The following is a 22027-nucleotide window of genomic DNA, read 5'->3' on the forward strand; positions in this document are numbered from 1 at the left end:
CTCGTGGTAAATGTATGACGCTAATATCCTAAAATTATCTTTGTTAAAAATACCTATTATGGCCACCATCTAAACATTCATTTTAAGACTGATGGATGTTCCCTTGCCGGGAGCTGTGTCAATTTTTAAATCGGCATTCAATCTTTTTGCACGCGCGTAAATGTTACGGATGCCCATAGTTTCGTGTTTGCGTACATCAGGCACAAAGCCCCGGCCGTCGTCGCGGATGCTGATATGGAGCCTGTTTTTGTAAAGACTGATGGCAAGAAATGCGTTTTTGGCATCCGAATGTTTAATAATGTTGTTTAAAGCTTCTTTCACCAGCAGGTATACCTGCCGCCTTTTTTCGCCAGTAATGGCAATCATGGTTTCGCCAACCGAGATATTTTCATGAAGGTGAATGTCGCAGCAGTCAAATATTTTAATGGATTGTTTATGAATAAAATTTGCCAGGCTGCTTACCTCATCGTTTTCAACATCAAGGCTCCAGATAATTAACCTTACCTGGGTAGATATATCAGTGATCGCATCATGAATGGCGTCTATTTCTTTAAACGCAGGCTGGTTGGTTACTTTCCGGCTCAGCATTTCGGTTTGCAGTTTAATGCCCGATATACTTGCACCCAGGTCATCATGCACCTCGCTGCTGATGCGCTGGCGTTCACGTTGCAGGGCAAGTGCGTTTTCATAATCCTTTTTTTGTAACCCGATGATAGACAGGTAGTATTTTCGTATCAGCAAAAAGCTTATAAATATAGCGCAGGTAACGGCAATAGCCTGTAGCCATAACTGTTGGTACCATAATGGTTCCACGGTAAATTGGAAAACAAGTGGACGGCTTAACTGATTAAAGCGGTCAATGGCTACAGCATCTAATTCGTAGTGGCCAGGCGGCAGCAGGTCAAACCGTTTTTCGCCGGTTGGCGCAGTACTCCAATTTTTATCAACGTCTTTAAGCCGGAACCGGTATTGTATTTTACCCATGCTTTTGTACGATAAGGCGACACAATTAAATACAACAGGCTGGCCATAAGCGAAACTGTTTTGTTTCCCGGGCATGCCATCATCAAGCAGTATTGGCCTGGGCAGGTTGATATTCCATAAATTTTGAGTAACGGCTATGCCCTTGTCGGTAGCTATATAATAATCACTGCCGTTCCGAACAACATCGGCAACGTTATCTGACGGAAGCCCGTTACTGGTATTTAACTGGCTTACCCGGTAAGTTTGGTAATTATTACTAAAGCCAATAATGCTTACTCCATTAGCCGTGCATGCCCACAGTGTATTGGCGTCTGTCCACACAAGTTTGCGGATGTTGCCCGATGAAATAACAGGCGCGGTAAATTGCCTAAGGGCTTTACCCGTTAACAGGTAAACGCCTTTATCTTCGGTTCCAATCGCGCATACCTGTTCGTTTGCTGCCAGGCACTTTACCACATTTATTCCTTTATCTGCCAGTATCCGTACATATTTAAAGTGGTGAACGTTAACCGGGAGGGTCATTTTATATAATCCGTAGAGTGAACCGACTAACAGGTGGTCTTTTTGCCACGCCAATGATGTTACCCGGATAGGAGGGAATTGGAGCCCGCTTCCGTTTGGTAACGTTACAATCCCTTGCGAAACAAGGAAATAAATTGTATCCCGCTGTTGTACAATCGCTTTTACCGGACCAACGGTATAGAGCATCGGGCGCCATGATAACGGATTGTTATTGGAAACATCTAACCCGAATATGCCATTGTCTGTGCCTATCATAAGCCTATTTCCGGTAATCGGGAGCAAACTTGTCACCCGGTTAAAATCTGACCGGTTTTGATTTAAATACAGGGTGCTTATTGGCGGATTTTGATTAGTGTCAAGTTTCATATAGCTCAACCCGGTTAAAATGTGGCCCGCGAAAAGGTAGCCGCCGGCTATGCATAGTTTTAAAACGTTTTCATTGGCCAGGCCGCTTTCTTTGTTGATGAGCTTTACTTCGGGGTTGGTACTTAAAAAAATACCACTTTCATAGGTGCCAAACCACAAATTATTTTCGCGGTCAATAAGTGTGGATGTGGTAATTTGGTTATTGAGATAGTTTTCCCGCTTGCCGGTGATATAGTTGATGAGATATGTGCCTTGTTTTACCGTTGTAACGGCAAAAGTGTTTTTACCGGTCAGGTTAACCGATGTTACATTGCCGGTAAAGGAGATTTTATGAAGAGATACAATCCCGGTTTTTTGATACCGGTAAACGTGTACCCAATCTTTGGTAAGCAGCAATAAATACTTTCCCTGTATAGCCAGTCTGTACGGCTTGGTATTGTTTTTGGCTGTTGTATAGCTTAAATGTGCTGTCCCAAGCTCATTTTTGAGCATGGTAAGATCATTTTCAGACAAGGCAATCTCTTCTACGCCCGCGCCATAAATATAGCTGCCAGGCTGTTGACGCTGATAGTTTTGGCACTTTAATTCCGCGAAGTGATAAACTTTGGTATTGAGCTCATAGTTTACACAAAGTTCATTATAGCGGTTAAAAAACATGTTTGCAAATGGTTGTACCAAAACTTTTTGAGTGGAGGCAAGCTTGTGGATAGCCCCGTTTTCGTAATAGCAAACCCTGTAATTATTGCAATAAAAAAAAATCCGGTGGTAATTGTCTTCGGCTATACGGAAGGCTTCATTGCTTTCAAGTCCGTCGGCGGCCGTAAAGTTTTTAAAGTGCTGCCCGTCAAACCTGCTTACACCTTTATCTGTAGCTATCCAGATAAAGCCCTTGCTATCCTGCATTAAATAGTTAATTTGCGAGCCGGGCAGGCCATCGGCTGCACTATAGTTTTTTAAGTAAACTACCTGGTATGGGGTGCTGGCATATACACCCGAAAATATAAGTTGACTAAATAGTAAAAGTTTAAGAAAAGGACTTTTTAGCAGCATTTTATCATTTGTATCAACCCAACATCGCGCCGTCATACATTACATGCAGGGCTCGGTTTTGCGCGAATATATTATCTGATAAATATAAAATAAATCGGCCATATTCAATATTACTCCTGAATATTTAAGCAAAACCGTTTCTAAACATTTATTATATTGCCATCCCTTAATTATGAGACTGCAATGAATAAATTGCCCGATTTGGAACTGAAAATTCAAGCCGAGATTGATAAAATACACGTGGTTGCCAACCTGCTGCCGGGTGTAACCATTATACACCGGATGCCCGATTTTAAACTGGAGTATATGTCTCAAAACGGGTTAAACCAGCTCGGTATAACTTTAGCCGAGTTTAGGAGCTATTCTACCCCCGATTATACGGCAAAATATTTTAACCCCGAGGATGCAGAAACGTATGTACCAAAGGTAAAAGATATGATTGAAAGAAATACCGACAACGACATCACCTTTTTTCAACAGGTAAAAATAAATGGCAACCCGGATTGGGTATGGCATTTAAGTACCATGAAAATTTTAATGCGCGATGATGAAGGGTTGCCTTTGCTGGTAATTAATATGGCTTTCAAGGTTGATCCCATTCAGCATGTTACGGCTAAAGTGGAGCGGATGCTGGAAGAAAATACCTTTCTGCGTAAAAACTTCAGTAAGTTCTCCAGTCTCACCAAACGCGAATGCGAAATTTTACGCCTGATGGTGCTGGGCAAAAGTTCGCCCGAAATTGCCGGCCAGTTGTTTATAGCTGCAGCCACTGTTGATACGCATCGCAAAAACATCAAGCACAAATTAGGGGCAACCTCATCTTTTGAATTATCGCAATATGCACGGGCGTTTGATCTGGTGTAAGGATCGGCAAAAAGATTGCACAAACAGACAGGACGAATCTGTTATTCAACATCATAATAGTTTAGCTGTTGTTTCTGATTCGAAATTGAAAAGAATAAAAACCGGCAATAAGCGTTAAACGGCTTGGCCATTACTATACTATTAAAAGACGAATAATAATTTTTTAAGCCAAGCAAAAAACAAGCATCCTTAACCAAAAACTATTGAATGTGCTTATATCGTTCTTCTTGGCCTTTTGGCTTTTGGTGTATCGTCGGCAGGCCTTTTATAGCTGCTGTTACTTTTACCGTAGCTGCTACCGCCATTGCCGCGGTTATTATTGCTATTGTAGCCTCCGAAACTCCTTTTGGGTGGCGGTGGTTTTACGGCGTTTTCTTCGTTTATTTTTACATTCAGGGTCCTGTCGCCCATTGGGGTGCCATCTAACGCAATCACAGCGTTTTCGGCGCCTTCACGGTCCTTCATCTCTAAAAAGGCATAACCTTTACAAATTCTCGTTTTTTTATCCCGTACTATTTTAATCGTACTCACTTCCCCGTGCAGGTTAATTATCTTAACCAGGTCAAGTTCTGTCATGTCCAAAGGGAATCCGCCGACAAATAATTTCACCATTAGCTTTAATGCTTTATTTAGATTTAAAGTTACTCATTAACCAACGAATATCGGTTTCGTTTTATATTAATAACTAAAAATCTGAATATTTTTTTTTGACGGTGTTATATATTTACACTTTTTGAAGCTGAAATCATTGGCTAACAGCATATTTGCCGGGCCGGTTGCCTGGAAATCGCGATATTGAAAATGCGATAAATTTTATCTTACATGCCGCCAACTGCTTGAGAAGGAAAAAAATAGCTTCAAATACCCCGTTTATACCCAAACATCCGCGCTCAAGTATTTTCTCTTTATATTACCAAATAGATTTTGTTGGTTTGTTTTGTTAACCCAAACGCACTAACATTGAAACAGCAAAAAAGTATATCGTTATATTGGGCCTGCCAGCTTATTGGCTGGTCGTTGGCTGGTTTATTTTGGGGATTTTCGGCCTGGATGCAAATGTATACCGGCGGACATAGCGGGCGATATAGTTACACGCTCGCGCTGTTTCACTTTTTGTTTGATATCGGTATTGGCATCCTTATTACCCATGTTTATTATCGCCTGGCGCACCGGTTTAACTTTACGCATTTAAAAGTGCAAAACATGCCTGTGCGCCTCATTCCGGCGGTGCTTTTAATGGGTCTTTGCTATATGCTGCTGGTTACGGTTAAATTGTACGCAGCCCGCTATTATTTTACATTTGCTTACAGCGAAAGCTTTTGGACTTTTTTTTGTCAAAACTACCTGGTGCTATTGGCCACGGGTATCAGGCTTATGGCCATTTGGGTGCTGGCTTTTCACCTGTATCACTATGCTATGATGGAGATAAGCACCGCCACCGATAATGCCCGTTTACAGGTAGTTGCCCGCGATGCACAAATGCAGCAATTATCGGCACAGCTTAACCCGCATTTCTTCTTTAACTCCCTTAACAGTGTTAAAGCATTAACAAATACCAACCCGGCAAAAGCCCGGCGGGCCATTGATTTGCTTTCTGATTTGCTGCGCGCTACGCTATATGGCGGTAACGCAGGGCTTATATCATTACATGACGAGATTAATTTGGTGAATGATTACCTGGAGTTGGAGAAGATCCGTTTTGAGGAAAGGTTGCAGTTTATCACCGACATAGAAGAGGGGACAGAACAATGCCTGATACCCTCGTTAAGCATCCAGACACTGGTTGAAAACGCCATTAAACACGGCATTGCACAACAGAAAAATGGAGGCGAAATTAAAATAGCTATAAAAAAGACAGGCGGAAAAATACATATCACCGTTTTGAACCCCGGCAAGCTCACTTCATCCTTTAACCGGCTGGGCCTTGGTTTAAAAAACCTGGAAGACCGTTTATTACTGCACTATCAAAACCAGGCCAGTTTTATAATTGAGGAGGTATATGGCGATAAAGTTTCATCAACCATCATTATGCCGGCATCATGAAAAAGATAAAGATAATTATTGTAGATGACGAGCGGCTTGCCCGTGAAGAGGTGAGGATGGCGCTGCGCCGTTACCCCGATGTAGAAGTTGTTGGTGAAGCAGCAAACGCCGACGATGCAAAACTTTTGATAGAAAAACATCAGCCTCAATTGATATTCCTGGATGTACAAATGCCCGAAAAAACAGGGTTCGACTTACTGGAAATGTTGGACAATGTGCCCGAAATTATTTTTACTACCGCTTTTGATCAGTATGCTGTGAAAGCGTTTGAAGCTGACGCACTTGATTATTTGGTAAAACCTATAAGAGACGAACGCTTTGCCAAAGCGATGGAAAAGGTGAAGGACAGGTTAAATATGCAGACGGTTAGCCGGCAAATTTTTATAAAGGACGGCGCCAAATGCCATCTTCTAAAAACAGATGAAATTCACCTCATTGAATCGATGGATAATTACGCGGTATTGTATTTTGGTGATAAAAAAACATTCCTGAAAAGATCGCTTAACCAGATGGAAGAAAAGCTGGACGCTGTAACTTTTTTTAGAGTAAACCGGGCGCAAATCATCAACCTGGCCTACATCGATCAAATTAACCATTTGCCGGGCGGAAAACTGAATATCAGTTTAAAAACCGGGCAGGCAGTTGAAGTGTCGGAAAGGCAATCCGTAAAGTTTAAGGGGAAGCTGAAGGCGTAAAGCCCGATGTAGGGAAGAGGTGAAAGGCTAAAGCTGAAAGGCAAAAGGCTGTTTTATAAATAATTATCAATAAATAACAACTGTTAATACAAAAAAGCTTTCTGCTTTTGCTCATCATAAACTAAAAAATAAACATGAAAAAACTAATGCTATTACTGGCTTTAATAGGCCAGTGGGCAACTCTTTTTGCCCAAAAAACGCCTGATGCAGACGTGGAAAAGTATGTTATTAACGATAGTGTGCTTATTAAAACCCCACAGGGGCATACACTGTCGGCAGTTGTTGTGCGCCGGCGCGATGTGGCTGGGCCGCAACCGGCAGCCTTGTTGTTTTTTATTTACTCGGATACCAAAAGGAGTTTGCTTGAGGCCAAATACGCTGCCGATCATGGCTATGTGGGCATAGTGGCCGATGTGCGTGGCAAGCGTTTAAGCCCCGATGAGGTAGTACCTTATGAACACGATGCCGAAGATGTTTATTGGGTAATTGACTGGATAAGCAAACAAACCTGGAGCAACCGTAAAGTGGGGATGTATGGTGGTAGTTATTCGGGCTTTGCGCAATGGGCAGGTTTAAAATATAAGGTACATCCGGCGCTTAAAACCATTGTGCCTTACGTTTCGGCCATTCCCGCTATGGGGCTGCCTATGGAAAATAACGTGTTTATTAACGCCAATTACGGCTGGGCCTTTTACGTAAGCAATAATAAATACCTTGATACCGCTACTTATAATAACCAGCAGCGCTGGCGAAACCTGAGCGAAAACTGGTACCAAAGCGGCGCTGCCTATAATAAAATTGATAGTGTTGACCATGCACCCAATAAATGGTTGCAACGCTGGCTTAAGCATCCTGGTTTTGACAAATACTGGCAAGCTATGATCCCATATGGTAAAGAATTTGGAAAGATCAATATCCCGGTGCTGGCTTTTGATGGTTATTATGATGACGGGCAAACATCCGGCTTGTATTACCTGCGCCAGTTGGCCAAATACAACCCCAGGGCCGACTATTACCTGGTACTTGGCCCGTACGATCATTTCGGTGCACAAAGGGGAGGGGAGCCTGTTTTACGGGGCTACCAGGTTGATTCGGTAGCTATCATCAACACCAAAGCAATTACTTTTGAATGGTTTGATTATATCATGAAACAAGGTAAAAAGCCTGCCATTATTAAAGACAGGATCAATTACGAGGTTATGGGCGCCAACCGCTGGGGTCATGCCACATCCCTGGATAAAATGCACCAAAACATGCTCAGGCTTTACCTCAGTAATGTAAAAAAGGATGATCAGTTTAAATTATCTCCCCAAAAGCCAACCATACCGGCGTACCTTGAACAGGAAGTTGATTTTGCCAACCGTACTACATCTAATAATTACGCCTACCCGTTCCCTATTATTCAAAAAGATGTTTACAGCAACGGGTTTACCTTTATAAGCGACAGCTTAAAACAACCGCTTATTGTAAACGGCGCTTTCCTGGGGCAAATCACAGCGGCTATCAACAAAAAAGATTTTGACTATAGCGTAGTGCTTTATGAAGTGATGCCCAACGGAGAATATTTTGAGCTTACCTACTTTTTGGGGCGTGCCAGCTATTCATGGGATATTAGCAACCGCAAACTACTGCAACCGGGCAAAATAACAACGCTTGCGTTTTCAAATACCAAGGTAGTAAGCAGGCAACTGTGTAAAGGCAGCCGCTTGCTGGTTGTTATCAATGTAAACAAGAATAATTTTTGCCAAATTAACTACGGTACCGGCAAAGATGTAAGCCTTGAAAATATTAACGATGCCAAAACACCGCTTAAAGTAAAATGGTACAACAGCAGCTATATAGATGTGCCGGTATCAAAATAATACCTGTACGACAAACTATGTCGTACAGGTATTATTTTTAACTTTTTTAAATAGCTTATTATCAGTTTGTTGTTGATTGTTTCGGTCGATTTTGGTGTTTTCTGAATCAATCACATACATAACCGAAACGCAACACCTGCGACATGTAGAGTATTGTCGTGGTATATCATCAACCTTAAAACAAGTTAAGGCCAGTTGTTGTTAACCCTTGTACCTGCTTAACACAAGGATCATATGGACACCCCGACATTAAAAACCATCGCTTATCAGCTGATGCAAGGCAACAAAGGCCTGCTGGCCATGGACGAAAGTACCGCTACCTGCAACAAACGTTTCCAGGAACTGGGCATCCCACAAACCGAAGAATATCGCCGCAAATACCGCGACTTAATTGTAAATACGCCCGGATTGGAAGAATACATTAGTGGGGCAATCCTGTTTGATGAAACCATAAAACAAAGTACGGCCGATGGTACCTTGTTTATAGATATTTTGAAGCATAAAGGCATCATTCCGGGGATAAAAGTTGATGAAGGCGCCATCCCGATGGTTGGCTTTCCCGGCGAAAAGATAACCGAAGGTTTAGACGGGCTGGGCAATCGTTTAAAGGCTTACTACCAAATAGGCGCCCGCTTTGCAAAATGGCGGGCAGTCATTACCATTGGTACCGATATCCCGTCGCCAACCTGTATAAAGGCAAATGCTTATACGCTTGCCCGTTACGCCATGTTTTGCCAGGAAGCCGGTTTAGTACCCATTGTGGAGCCCGAAGTAGTGATGGATGGCGATCATTCGCTCCAAAAATGTGCCGAGGTTACTACCGAGGTAATACATGCCCTATTTAACGCCTTATACCAGCACCGGGTTGACCTGGAAGGCATGATCCTGAAACCTAATATGATATTGCCGGGCGAGGACAGCACCGAAAAACCGGGGCTCGATGAAGTGGCCGAAGCAACCATAAAATGCTTTTTAAAAACCGTACCTGCATCGGTACCCGGCATAGCTTTTTTGTCGGGAGGCCAACCGGCAGCGCTTGCTTCCGAAAGGTTAAACCGCATGCACACCCGCTTTGGCGATGTAATGCCCTGGGTGCTCACTTTCTCTTTCTCGAGGGCGATACAACAACCCGCGCTTGAGCTTTGGCGGGGAAACGATGATAACATTGTTGCTGCGCAAAAAGCTTTGCTGCACCGCGCAGCCTGCAATAGTGCCGCCAAAATGGGTGTATACACCGCCGATATGGAAACTGCCGATGAATAGTTGTTAACCCATCGGGCCTATCTTCTGGCAGTTTGCAAATTTTGTTTTTGACCGGGATAGTTTTAACGCCGGGGGCGCAGTCTTAGTAAAAAAAGATTTCCCGCCGCGTTCCAGATACGCCAAAACAAGTTTGGTGCTAAAATCCTACAATATTATGATCAGGGAAACTATTACCAATAGTTCCCAGGGAAATTGCTTTTAAAAGCTGATCCTGAAGAAAGGTAGCTCCTAAGGAGCAAAAAGGGTTGAACTATTCATTTTCTACAAACAGGTAGCCTCTACGAGGCAGCTTAAAAGTGTATTTATATTGTAAAGGTTTTAACCGTTTGTGGCTGAAAAAAAGCTTAAAAGCGATTTTCCTGCAATAGTTCTCTGTCAGCCGCTCATTTTTAGTTTTCTTTATAGTTTTACATGGTTAGATGAGCCGGTTAAAATACCAGCCGACTTTTTTTTAATCCAATACTTATCGCCCCCCCCCCCCCCAAAAAAAAGTCTTAACTCTTGATTCTTGCCTCTTGATTCTATCTCTGTAACAATCTTTAAACATACCCAAATCAAAAAAAGCACTATTTTGCGCTTTAAACATAAGTTGACACTCATGAATAAATATTTACTCACCATTCCGGCGTTTGCCTGGGTTATGTCGGCGTATGCCCAGCAGGGCAGCCCCTTAACTACCAGGGACTATGAACATGCCGAAAGTTTTATGACCTACAATACCGCCCCGTTTGTTGATAGGGCCGATGTAAGGCCTAACTGGTTACCAGGCGATAAATTCTGGTACCGCGTACTCACCGCGCAAGGGAGCGAATTTATATTGGTTGATCCGGTTAAGAAAACACGTGAAGCAGCCTTTGACCATCAAAAACTGGCCCAGCTGCTTTCGGCGGCTTCGGGTAACAAATACGATGGTAATATGCTGCCATTTCAAACCATCAGCTTCCCCGCCGACGGCAAAAAAATGATGTTTACGGCAGCCGATAAACACTGGCAGTATGACCTGGCCACAGACCTGGTTACTGCCGGAGCAGAACCGGAACGCGGCCGCATGCAACCTGGCGGACGAAGGGGCAAAACAGAAGAAGTATTATCGCCCGATGGCAGCCGGGCAGCCTATATCAAAGATTACAATCTTTGGGTGCGCGATACAAAAACAGGCAGCCAAACCCAGCTAACTACCGATGGTATTAAAGATTTTGGTTACGCTACAGATAATGCCGGTTGGCAAAACTCCGACGCGGCAATTTTACGCTGGTCGCCGGATTCAAAGAAGATAGCCACCTTTAAGCAGGATCAGCGTAAGGTGAGCGATATGTACCTGGTTAGCACCAATGTGGGCAAACCGGTATTGAAGCAGTGGAAATACCCCTTGCCGGGCGATGAAATTGCCATGATAACCAGGGTGATTATTGAAGTTGATCACCCTAAAGTAATTACCCTGCAGGTACCACCTGATGCACACCGCGCTACCCTGAGCGACGACATCAGCAGCAGCGGCACATTTGATGATGTGGATTGGAGCGCTGACGCTTCAAAGCTGGCCTTCGTATCTACCTCGCGCGATCATAAAAACGAGAAGTTCCGCATTGCAGATGCCGCAACAGGCGCAGTTAAAGAAATTTTTGAAGAAACCGTGAAAACCCAATACGAATCGGGTTGGGGTACTATTAACTGGAAGTTTTTGCCCAAAACCAACGAGATCATCTGGTTTTCTGAGCGCGACAACTGGGGACATTTGTACTTGTACGACGCTGCCACCGGTAAAGTCAAAAATCAAATTACCAAAGGCGATTTTGTAGTAACCAGGCTCTTGAAAGTTGATGAGAAAACCCGCACGGTTTATTTTATTGCCGATGGTCTTGAAAAAGAGAACCCGTACTACAGCCAGTTATGTAAAGCAGGGTTTGATGGTAAGCACTTCGCGGTGCTGACACCCGAAGAAGGCAACCACAACACTACAATATCGCCAGGGGGCGGTTATTTTGTTGATAGCTATTCTAAACCAGACGTGCCGCCGGTTACCGTTTTACGCGGTATGGATGGTAAGCTGATAACCAACCTGGAAAAGGCCGATGTATCAAGGCTAACCGCTACCGGCTGGAAAGCGCCAACCCCGGTTAAATTGATTGCTGGTGATGGCAAAACCGATATTTACGGACTGATTTTTACGCCGACCAACATGGATGCCGGCAAAAAATACCCGGTTATTGATTACATATATCCTGGCCCGCAAGGCGGAAGCGTAGGCAGCTGGTCGTTTATGGCTTCAAGGGGCGATAACCAGGCGTTGGCCGAACTGGGTTTTATTGTAATAGTAATAGAAGGCACCAGCAACCCGCTGCGGTCAAAAAGTTACCACGATATGAGCTACGGTAATATGTCTGAAAATACCTTGCCCGATCAGATTGCCGGTATCAGGCAGTTATCAAAACAATACCCTATTGATACCAATAAAGTAGGCATATGGGGCCACTCGGGTGGTGGCTTTGCAACGGCCGCGGCCATGTTCCGCTACCCGGATTTCTTTAAGGTGGGTATTTCCGAATCGGGCAACCATGACAACCGCAACTATGAGGATGATTGGGGCGAACGTTATGACGGCTTAGTGGCAAACTCCGATTACGAAGCGCATGCCAATCAAACCTATGCCAAAAACCTGAAAGGTAAACTGATGCTTGCCCATGGCTTAATGGATAACAATGTACCGCCTTACAACACTATGCTGGTGGTTGAGGCGCTTGAAAAAGCCAATAAAGATTATGATCTGGTAGTTTTCCCAAATAGCCAGCATGGTTATGGCCCTTACTCGCCCTACATGATGCGCCGCCGCTGGGATTATTTTGTGAAAAACCTGTTGGGAGTAGATCCGCCGCATGAATACGTGTTGAAATCGAAAACGGATCCGAGGAATGTGGTAAAGTAGAATAACAATATCGAACACCGGATAACCAATGTAGAATGATGAAGTAAATTCATTATTCGATATTCAAAATTCGGTGTTCGATGTTTAATTGGGTTAGTTATGTATTTAGCTCGCTCTCTATAGCTTCCCCTTAAGCCTTTCCTTAACCCCGTTTTCCCATTCATCTTTTAAAATACTCAATACAATCGAGTCGCGCCTGCCGCCATCTTCCAGGGGCATGTTGCTGCGTAAAATACCTTCAACCTGGCAGCCAATGCTTTTCATGGCGGCTATACTGCGCTCGTTACGCGCATCGGCCCGGAATTCAACCCGTATCATATTCAATTCTTCGAACGCGAATTGCAATAGCAAAAATTTACAGTGTTTATTTAAGCCCGAGCCCCTGAATTTTTCGCCATACCAGGTATAACCCAGTTGAAGCGAGTTCAGTTTGGACTGAATGTCGTAATAGCGGGTACTGCCGGCATATTGGCCGGTTTGTTTGTCAATCACTATAAAAGGATATTCGCGGCCTTCTGCGCGTGCTTTAAGGGCGTCATCAACATAACGGCGCATGCCATCCTCATATTTGGCGCTTACGTTGGAGTATCGCCAGGTAGTAGGCTCATTAATTGCAAAAGGCAATAGGTTTTCAAGATCATCGGCCTGTAAAGGGCGTAGTATTACGCGCTCATCTTCTAAAACATAGGTAGCTGTTGGATCAAAATAAGAGGTCATTAGTATAGTTAATTTTTATAAAGCTAAAGGTATAATGATTTTTGAGGATTTAGTCTGAGGTTTTGAGTTCTAAGTCGACAAGCAACGATAGCGGTTTGTCTGCTATTCTTTTAAGGGCTATCCGTGGCAGGTTGAAAAATTCCAGACTTCCGAAGTTTTTAAAACTTCGGAAGTCTTTCGTCGGCTTGTCATTTCCTCTTCGGGTTTTCAGGAAGTTTTATGACTACTTATGACATATCCCATTTTCCTGTCATCCTGAGGAACGAAGGATCTATCAGCAGTGCATGACCGATAGAAAAGTTCGCGAATAGATGCTTCGTTCCTCAGCATGACAGTCTTTTTTTTGAATTGCATTCCCCATTCATAATTTCGCGAAGTTTTACAGCTCAGGATAACAATCTATTACGTATTGCAAAATGCCTCTGTTTATTACTGCTTATCAGCCATCACCTGCTCATACATCTGGTCAAAGGGTTTGTTCTTCAGCTCGATGGCTACGCCCGAGTTGCGTTGCTCGCAAAAGCGGAGCATCTCAAAACAATCAATTAAAATATTATCATCTACGCCTTTAAAAATCATTTCTACAACCTTACCCGATATCTTGTAATATTCCTCCAGTGCGTGCAGCCCTTCTCCGGTTATTTTAATGAGTTTGGCGCGTTTGTCGTCCGGCGATGTCCGCTCGTCAATTTTCTTTTCGGTTATCAGCCGGTTAATCACCTCCATACCCGTGGTGGTTTCGGCGAACATGTAGTTGATCAGGTCGCTTTTTCGTACCTCGCCTAAATGATTAAGGCCGTTAAGGTAGTAGAAACTTTCGGCAGGGGGCAAGGCAATGTGTTTTACCGCTGCACGAAAATAAAGGCTGTATGCACTCATGATACGGCCAATGGTTTTTAACAGGAAGGCGCCATTCATAATACGCTCGCCTTTTTTACCCGGATGTTTAGGCTGTGGCCGCTGTTTCTGAAGATAGTATCTGCAAAATGTTTCAACGGTGTGGTCCGTACTTACCTCTTCAAATTCCGACCAAGCTTTAATTAATTCGACTACTGGCTTCATGATATTCCTATTTCGGCATAAAAATAAAAAATTATTTCTAAAAAGTTTTATTTATTCCTAAATGGTAATATATTTGAAAAATTATTTCGGAATGGTGATAGTTGAATTGAATGCTAAGCGTATTTTTTACCCGGCGATAAATGAAAAGTTTTAATTTTAGCTATTTAAGTAAATGTGTTGAAATCACCTCCGCAAAAGCCCCCTCTAAATCTCCCCCGGTAGGGGAGACTTTAGCTTCGATGCCTGATAAAATCAGCAATCGAACCCAATAAAAGTGGGGAAGTTATTTTGAAAGTTTTGCTAAACTATTTTTTTAATCCTGTAAATCTTGCCAAATCTTGTTAAAATGTTTTTGATTATCAATCGTCCAATAAAGTAGCGTTTATTTGTAATATATTTTTACAGCATCTAATATAACTTGCATATGCAACCTGATAAAACCAAACCAAATCAAAAACCACCCGGCGTATTCAGCCTGCTGAAGCCATACCTGGGCTGGGTTACGCTATTATTAATATTTTCTGTAGCGGCAACTGCAATTAACTTGTGGCTGCCTAAAATAATTGCTAATGGTATTGATGCTTATACACATCACCAGTTTGTAGTTAACGAAGTGATTAAAAAGTTTTCGCTGGCGGCAATACTGGTGTTTATTTTCAGCTCTATCCAGAGTGTGATACAAACTTATTCGTCGGAACTGGTAGCAAAGGACTTGCGCGAAAAGCTGGCAGATAAAATATCGCGCCAAAGCCATGCCTTTATTGAGCAGGCCAATCCATCAAAACTGTTAACTAACCTTACGGCCGATATTGATTCTATAAAGTTATTTGTATCGCAGGCGCTGGTATCAATAGTTACGTCGATTATAACCATTGTTGGCTGTAGCGTAATGCTGCTCACTATTAACTGGCGTTTGGCGCTGGCTGTTATTGTTATTATTCCCATTATAGGTGGTACGTTTGCTTACGTTTTAAAAAATGTGCGGGCGCTATTCATGAAAAGCCGCGGGGTAATAGATACGCTTAACAAAGTTATCAACGAAAGTATTTTAGGGGCGGCACTTATCAGGGTTATTAACTCGCAACAGCTGGAGTTTAATAAATTTTTGGCAGCTAACACCGAAGCCAAAAACTACGGTTTAAAAATCCTTACCTTTTTTGCCGGGTTAATACCTATTGTAACTTTTACCGCCAACATGGCCGGGTTAACCATTTTAGTAATGGGCGGGCATTTTGTAATAAACAGCACCATGAGCCTTGGCAGTTTCGCGGCGTTCAACAGTTATTTATCGCTATTGATATTCCCCATATTTGTGCTTGGTTTTATGAGCAACCTGATAGCACAAGCCAGTGCATCATATACCCGTATCAGCGTTGTTTTGGATGCACCGGATGTTGCCGAAGGGGGCGATTTAAAAGATGCACTTCGCGGCAATGTGGAGTTGAAGGATGTATCAGTGGTTTATGGACAAAAACTGGCGCTTAAGGAAATATCGTTAAAAGTTACCGCTGGGTCAAAAATTGCCATTATAGGGCCAACATCCGCAGGTAAAACCCAATTGCTTTACCTGCTAACCGGGCTTATCAATGCAACAAGCGGCGAGGTTTTATATGATGATAAAAGCATAGCGGCTTATGACAGTGAATCCTTTCACCGGCAGGTGGGCTTTGTTTTCCAGGACAGCATTATATTTAATATGAGCATCCGCGAAAACATAGCTTTCAGCGATACAGTTACCGATGAATCGTTGCAAAAGGCTATCGACACCGCGGAGTTGAAAGACTTCATAGGGAGTTTGCCCGAGCACTTGAATACCATTGTTTCCGAACGCGGTTCCAGTTTGTCGGGCGGGCAAAAACAACGTATCATGCTGGCCCGGGCATTGGCGGTTAACCCTAAAGTTTTGTTACTGGATGATTTTACCGCCCGGGTAGACGGCAACACCGAGAAAAAGATCCTTGCAAATATTCAGAAAAACTATCCGGGTTTAACGTTGATATCAGTTACCCAAAAAATAGCCTCTGTTGAACATTACGACCAGATAATTTTATTGACAGAAGGCGAAATTGTAGCCAGCGGTGTACATGACGACCTGATGAAAACCAGTACCGATTATGTACAGATATTTAACTCGCAACAAAGTACCAGTAATTACGAATCGGTTAAGTCCTGAGTCTTAAGTCGAAAGTCTTGAGTTCTAAGTAGGAAGTAAAAATTCCTATGGGCTCTCAGGTCTTTCGACTTCAAACTTAAGACTTCGGACTTAAGACTTCTAAATAAGTATCAAAAATATTATTACAAAAATATTATTACAAAATGAATTACGATCTTAACCAGCTTGGTAAAACCGCGCCAAAAACGTCAACCTGGGCAGGCTTGCGGAAGCTGATCCAACTGATATCGCACGAGCAGCGAACGCTCATTATAGCGTTAATAGCCATCCTGGTCAACTCCACGCTGAACCTGCTGGGCCCCTTCATTATCGGCCATACCATCGATAATTATGTGCTTCATAAAAATTTTGATGGCGTTATACACAACGCCATTTTATTACTTTGTATGTACACCGCGGCCTTGTTTACCAGCTATAAGCAAACTACGCTGATGGGGGGCGTGGGGCAGCGCATGCTGTTTACGTTGCGCAACGCGATATTTAACAAACTGCAGCAATTGCCGGTCGGTTTTTTTAATCAAAACAAGGCGGGCGACCTTATATCCCGCGTAAATAATGATACAGATAAACTCAACCAGTTTTTTTCGCAATCGCTGATGCAGTTTATCGGTAATATATCTACCATGGTAGGGGCGGGAATATTTTTGCTTGTCATCCACATTGAATTGGGTGCGGCAGCGTTAGCACCCGTTTTAGTGATCCTGTTGCTTACTGTTGTCCTATCGCCATGGGTTAAAGCTAAAAACGCTGCCAACTTAAAAAGTACCGGCGGCTTAAGCGGCGAGATCCAGGAAAGTTTAAATAACTTTAAGGTGATTATCGCTTTTAACCGCCGAGATTATTTCAGGAAGCGATTTGCTATCGCCAACGGTGAAAATTATGAAAAGGCCATCGGCGCGGGATTGGCAAACAACGTTTTTGTGCCGGTTTATGGCTTGTTTGCCAGTATAGCCCAATTGATAGTGCTTACATTTGGTATTTACCTTATTACTCATAAACTATATGGTAGTCAAGCATTGTTTACCCCAGGGGCTCTTATCGCTTATTTGTCATACACCACCTTATTTTATAACCCGTTGAGGCAACTTGCCGCTTTATGGTCAAACTTCCAGACAGCCATGGCTGCCTGGGACAGGATCTCGCAGATATTATCTCTGGAGAGTGACTTGCCACAAATAGCGGTTGGCATAACTGAGCCTAATGCAGCATTACTCGAGTTCAGGAATGTGCATTTTAGTTACGACGAAAGCAAAGAGATACTGCACAATATCAACTTTAAACTGGAGCAGGGTAAAACTTATGCGCTGGTTGGCCCTACGGGCGGCGGTAAAACCACTACGGCATCGCTCATTGCCCGTTTGTATGATCCATCAAAGGGATTGGTATTGCTGGATGGCAAAGATATCCGCACCTATACCGCCGAAGAGCGGAGCCTTAAAATCGGCTTCATTTTACAGGAGCCATTTTTGTTTAGCGGCACCGTGAAGGATAACATTCTGTACAGCAATGATAGGTATAAAGAATATACCAATGAGCAATTGGAGACGGTAATTACCGATGCCAATCTGGGTAGTCTGCTGGCCATTTTTGAGAACGGGCTGGAAACTCCGGTACTTTCGAGCGGTGATAGTATTAGCCTTGGCCAAAAACAACTGATAGCCTTTATGCGCGCCGTGCTGCGTAACCCGCAGATACTGATTTTGGATGAAGCCACCGCCAACATTGATACCATTACCGAAAAACTGTTGAGCGACATTCTGAACAAATTGCCCAAAACCACCACCAGGGTAATCATAGCACACCGCCTGAACACCATTGAAAATGCCGACGAGATCTTCTTTGTAAACTCCGGCGAGGTGATCCGCGCGGGTGGCCTGAATGAAGCGATTGATATGTTGCTGCATGGGAAGAGGGTGAGTTAGGGGAGGAGAATCAAGAAATAAGAATCAAGAATCAAGACAGGAGCTTGTTGGACACATTGTGCCTGCGGTGCGCAGCTGCCGCGAGTTTAGCGTAAGCGTAACTCGTGGTATGCATAATTTAAGCTTCGAGCTTAAATTTAATTTGTTAAATTAACCTCATGAGCAGCAATTATAAATTTCGTAACCAGGAATGTTTATACTTTGTAACTTTTACGGTTGTAAGATGGATAGATGTATTGACCAGGAGAGCGTATAAGGATATCATTGTAGAAAGCCTTAAATATTGCATAAAACATAAGGGGCTTCAATTACATGGCTGGGTTATTATGAGTAACCATGTGCATTTAATTATCAGTACAAATGATAAGCCTATGCAGGATATTTTACGCGATGTTAAAAGGCACACTTCAAAAGCGATAACCAAAGCTATTATTGAAAATGTACAGGAAAGCAGGCGTGAATGGATGTTGTGGTTTTTTGAGCGTGAGGGCAAGAGTAACCCCAATAACGAAAATTACCAATTTTGGCAACAAGGCAATCACCCGATAGAAATATATACAAACAAAGTACTTGATCAGAAACTTGATTATATTCATAATAATCCGGTAACAGCTGGCTGGGTTGATGAACCACACCATTTTCTTTACAGTAGTGCAAGAGACTATGCCGGAGGTAAAGGCTTAATTGATATTATATTGGTTTAGTGCTGTAATTTAAGCTGGAAGCTTAAATTATGCAAGCCACGAGTTACGCTGCGCTAAACTCGCGGCAGCGAAGCAGCGAAAGCCTTAAAAGTTACATAGGTCTTCCTGGTGTGTCATTTCTGCCCATCGTGCAGAAATAAGTTTTGCATAATCAATATAAAAAAGGCCATAGTTTCCAATAGCGTATCCTTCGTTAACTTCTACAATTAAAAATCTTCCATCTGCTGTTAAACCGAAATCGAGAGCGTAACCGGCGGGTGCATTCTCATATGAATTCACTGCTTCTTCTATAATTTTATAATCATACTGGTTTCTCCAGTCGCCCTTGTACAGCTTTACGCCGAGTATTTCCTTGTATCTTACGAAAACCCTCCACTCGCTGATAAACTCAACAGGTTCAGAAACCCATACGGGTACGTCGCCCTCTATGTCACCGCATCCAATTAGATCATAAGTAGTTTTAATATGCCTGCCTGTAAACTTTTTAAGTTTATCGTTGGGTTTCACAAATACATTCCACAATTCGGGATTATTCGAAATCTTATCTATCGTAGATTCGGTTATTTTCCTTCCATAAAATTTCGAAAGGCAATCAGGATAGTCATTATGTTCAGGGATTTTAAAGTCTAATTTCGTCAACGCAGTTTGCACGAAGCCTATGCCGCCAAAGAAGATGTTGTGCGGGGATACCACAAGATCGTCAAAACGCTCTACCTCGATGATTTCAAATCCCATGTAGTAAAAAGCTTCAATTCCTGTAACTACAGTGATATTGCTTGCTTTTCCTCTAATGATTTTTTCCGTATATAGTTTCATTGACTCTGGGGTTGTAAATTAGATCGGTAGTATTTGTGATCGAAAACTTTTATAGTTTGCTGTCTTTGTACAATCGGTGTAGCTATTTAGAAGAACTCTCCATAGCTGGGCTTTGACGCTTCTATTAAAAGCGGATATCCGCCTGATCGAAAGATTGATAGTCAATACCTATATGGCCAATAAAAGCAAGCCATAAATGTCAACGCTGCGCCAAACTAAGGGAGATATACTGGTTAAAAAAATAGTTGTCTGCTTAACACTAAATAATTGCATAATTATTTTTACACTTGTAAATAAACTCTAATTAAATTATGCAGAAGTATAGCGGCCAGAAACGCATTTTAGTGGCTACCGATTGTATCATTTTTGGATTTGATGGATGGAATATTAAGCTATTGCTGGTTCAGCGTGGCCTTGAGCCCGAGAAGCATAAATGGAGCCTGATGGGCGGCTTCCTTCAGCCATCAGAATCGCCGGAAGATGCCGCTAACCGCGTTTTGGAATTGCGTACCGGGCTTAAAAATGTATATATGGAGCAGTTCCAGGTATTTGGCAGCCCCGATCGTGACCCGGTTGAACGCACGCTTTCTATAGCCTATTTTGCATTGATAGACATTCATCAGTACGAAAAACAGCTGAGTGAAGAGTATCACCCCGAATGGTTTTTGCTGGATGAGATGCCCGACCTGATATTTGATCATGCCCAAATGGTTAAACTTGCATTGAGGCAGTTGCGCTATAAAGCAGCACTCCACCCGATATTGTTCCAGCTATTGCCCGACAAGTTTACTATCCCGCAATTGCAGGCGCTATACGAGGGCGTTTATCAGGCCAAATTCGACGACAGGAATTTCAGCCGTAAACTATTATCAACAGGCTTGCTGGTTAAGCAGCCCGAAAAAGATAAACTGTCGTCAAAAAAAGGCGCGTTTTATTACAAGCTCGATCAATCGCACTACGAACAAAATTTCGAATCGTTTTTAAACCTAGTGCCAAACCCGGAAAAGTTTTTTTAAAATTCTGAGTGCCGAACCTGGCTGTTTCAAAGCTTAAGATCACCGATTTTTCAGGCAGCTTTTTTTGATTTTCGCGTAAAATATTTTCATTTTGTTTTTGTGCGAATAAATGCGCTTTTTGTGTCAATAAATAGTGCATTTGTTGCTGAAAAGTTGGAATTAATTGCCTCTTTTTTGGCTATTTGTGTATGAATAAAGGGCAGTTTCGAAATATAGAAGGCAGCATGTAAATTTGTACTGTTTACCCACAAAGAAACCAGGTTGCATGTTGTTTTGTACTGCATCGGATTTGTGGAATCCGCTTTAATTTGTGTGAATTATTTTCTATCGGTTTTGATCACCCATGCAATCCATATAAGATCCAATTTTTATTAACGGATACGTATTTTGGCTTGCTTCCCCGCAATTTTTGTTAAAAAACGCGCAAAGATTAAAACTTTATATAAATTTACTTTTCATACCGATTATTGAACCAATTTAAAACCTAAATTTTTGCCATGTCCGTAGGAGTGTTGTATGTTGATGATGAGATAAATAATTTAAATAGTTTTAAGGCAGCTTTCAGGCGGAGTTTTAATATTTATACGGCTCAATCGGCAGCAGAGGGGTGCCAGGTACTGCAAGCTTATGAAATAGGTGTTATAATCACAGATCAGCGGATGCCGGTTACAACCGGTATCGAATTCCTGGAGTCGATTTTGCCTCTGTACCCCGATACAATCCGCATACTTTTAACCGGTTTTTCGGATGTTAATGTTGTAATGGAGGCAATTAACCGCGGGCAGGTATACAGGTACCTGGTAAAACCCTGGCAAAATGATGAGCTTAAAATTTATATTCAAAATGCCATTGAAATATATGAGCTGCGAAAACAAAATAAGGAGTTAACCTATAAATTGCAGATAGCTAACCTTGAACTCGAATTGATTAATAAAACAGGAGGATAGTTTTGAATTAAGATAGGTTTGCCGGCCACACAATACACTTTAATAATCAACAAATGTTTCGCATTTCAAATCTTACATTTCAAAGCTATTATTGTTGA

At 42.5% G+C, this 22027-nt stretch carries 16 protein-coding genes; 11 read left to right on the plus strand and 5 right to left on the minus strand.

Going from position 1 to position 22027, the window contains the following annotated elements:
• Positions 1-69 precede the first annotated feature (69 nt).
• Positions 70-2922, minus strand: coding sequence for a sensor histidine kinase (locus AC1DXF_RS05810; protein WP_477447056.1), 2853 nt, complete (start codon positions 2920-2922; stop codon positions 70-72).
• A gap of 183 nt (positions 2923-3105) precedes the next feature.
• Between AC1DXF_RS05810 and AC1DXF_RS05815 the strand changes: the two genes are divergently transcribed.
• Positions 3106-3786, plus strand: a complete 681-nt coding sequence (locus AC1DXF_RS05815; protein ID WP_477447058.1) for a response regulator transcription factor — start codon at positions 3106-3108, stop codon at positions 3784-3786.
• 213 nt (positions 3787-3999) lie between these two features.
• Here AC1DXF_RS05815 and AC1DXF_RS05820 read toward each other — a convergent pair whose 3' ends face one another.
• Positions 4000-4398, minus strand: coding sequence for an RNA recognition motif domain-containing protein (locus tag AC1DXF_RS05820; protein WP_477447061.1), 399 nt, complete (start codon positions 4396-4398; stop codon positions 4000-4002).
• Positions 4399-4746: 348 nt separating this feature from the next.
• Between AC1DXF_RS05820 and AC1DXF_RS05825 the strand changes: the two genes are divergently transcribed.
• The 5 genes from AC1DXF_RS05825 (at position 4747) to AC1DXF_RS05845 (ending at position 12572) form a co-directional block, all read left to right on the plus strand.
• Positions 4747-5829 (plus strand): sensor histidine kinase, encoded by a 1083-nt coding sequence (locus AC1DXF_RS05825; protein ID WP_477447063.1) that lies wholly within the window; start codon positions 4747-4749, stop codon positions 5827-5829.
• Positions 5826-6524, plus strand: a complete 699-nt coding sequence (locus tag AC1DXF_RS05830; RefSeq protein ID WP_477447065.1) for a LytR/AlgR family response regulator transcription factor — start codon at positions 5826-5828, stop codon at positions 6522-6524. Before AC1DXF_RS05825 ends, AC1DXF_RS05830 begins: the two co-directional genes overlap by 4 nt.
• A gap of 134 nt (positions 6525-6658) precedes the next feature.
• Positions 6659-8386: a CocE/NonD family hydrolase gene (locus AC1DXF_RS05835; RefSeq protein WP_477447067.1), complete on the plus strand. Its 1728-nt coding sequence runs from the start codon at positions 6659-6661 to the stop codon at positions 8384-8386.
• A gap of 234 nt (positions 8387-8620) precedes the next feature.
• A complete protein-coding gene (locus tag AC1DXF_RS05840) occupies positions 8621-9649 on the plus strand; it encodes a class I fructose-bisphosphate aldolase (protein WP_477447069.1) in 1029 nt (342 codons plus the stop codon).
• A 598-nt stretch (positions 9650-10247) separates the two neighbouring features.
• Entirely contained in the window at positions 10248-12572 is a 2325-nt protein-coding gene (locus AC1DXF_RS05845) for a S9 family peptidase (RefSeq protein ID WP_477447071.1), read from the plus strand.
• 117 nt (positions 12573-12689) lie between these two features.
• Here AC1DXF_RS05845 and AC1DXF_RS05850 read toward each other — a convergent pair whose 3' ends face one another.
• Both AC1DXF_RS05850 and AC1DXF_RS05855 read right to left on the minus strand, forming a co-directional pair.
• Positions 12690-13289 (minus strand): GNAT family N-acetyltransferase, encoded by a 600-nt coding sequence (locus AC1DXF_RS05850; RefSeq protein WP_477447073.1) that lies wholly within the window; start codon positions 13287-13289, stop codon positions 12690-12692.
• A gap of 429 nt (positions 13290-13718) precedes the next feature.
• Entirely contained in the window at positions 13719-14351 is a 633-nt protein-coding gene (locus tag AC1DXF_RS05855; protein WP_477447075.1) for a MarR family winged helix-turn-helix transcriptional regulator, read from the minus strand.
• 424 nt (positions 14352-14775) lie between these two features.
• Here AC1DXF_RS05855 and AC1DXF_RS05860 point away from each other — a divergent pair, with 424 nt between their 5' ends.
• The 3 genes from AC1DXF_RS05860 (at position 14776) to AC1DXF_RS05870 (ending at position 19150) form a co-directional block, all read left to right on the plus strand.
• Positions 14776-16524, plus strand: coding sequence for an ABC transporter ATP-binding protein (locus tag AC1DXF_RS05860; protein WP_477447077.1), 1749 nt, complete (start codon positions 14776-14778; stop codon positions 16522-16524).
• Positions 16525-16667: 143 nt separating this feature from the next.
• Entirely contained in the window at positions 16668-18446 is a 1779-nt protein-coding gene (locus tag AC1DXF_RS05865) for an ABC transporter ATP-binding protein (RefSeq protein WP_477447079.1), read from the plus strand.
• A gap of 158 nt (positions 18447-18604) precedes the next feature.
• Positions 18605-19150, plus strand: a complete 546-nt coding sequence (locus AC1DXF_RS05870; RefSeq protein ID WP_090652938.1) for an REP-associated tyrosine transposase — start codon at positions 18605-18607, stop codon at positions 19148-19150.
• A gap of 84 nt (positions 19151-19234) precedes the next feature.
• On the opposite strand, the gene AC1DXF_RS05875 is transcribed toward AC1DXF_RS05870, so the two are convergent.
• Positions 19235-19966: an ATP-grasp domain-containing protein gene (locus AC1DXF_RS05875; RefSeq protein WP_477447081.1), complete on the minus strand. Its 732-nt coding sequence runs from the start codon at positions 19964-19966 to the stop codon at positions 19235-19237.
• A 311-nt stretch (positions 19967-20277) separates the two neighbouring features.
• Between AC1DXF_RS05875 and AC1DXF_RS05880 the strand changes: the two genes are divergently transcribed.
• Together AC1DXF_RS05880 and AC1DXF_RS05885 are read left to right on the plus strand one after the other, a co-directional pair.
• Positions 20278-20982 (plus strand): NUDIX hydrolase, encoded by a 705-nt coding sequence (locus AC1DXF_RS05880; RefSeq protein WP_477447083.1) that lies wholly within the window; start codon positions 20278-20280, stop codon positions 20980-20982.
• Between the two features lie 497 nt (positions 20983-21479).
• Entirely contained in the window at positions 21480-21929 is a 450-nt protein-coding gene (locus AC1DXF_RS05885) for a response regulator (RefSeq protein ID WP_477447085.1), read from the plus strand.
• The last annotated feature ends 98 nt before the right edge of the window (positions 21930-22027 follow it).

This window comes from Mucilaginibacter sp. P2_A5, assembly GCF_056404995.1.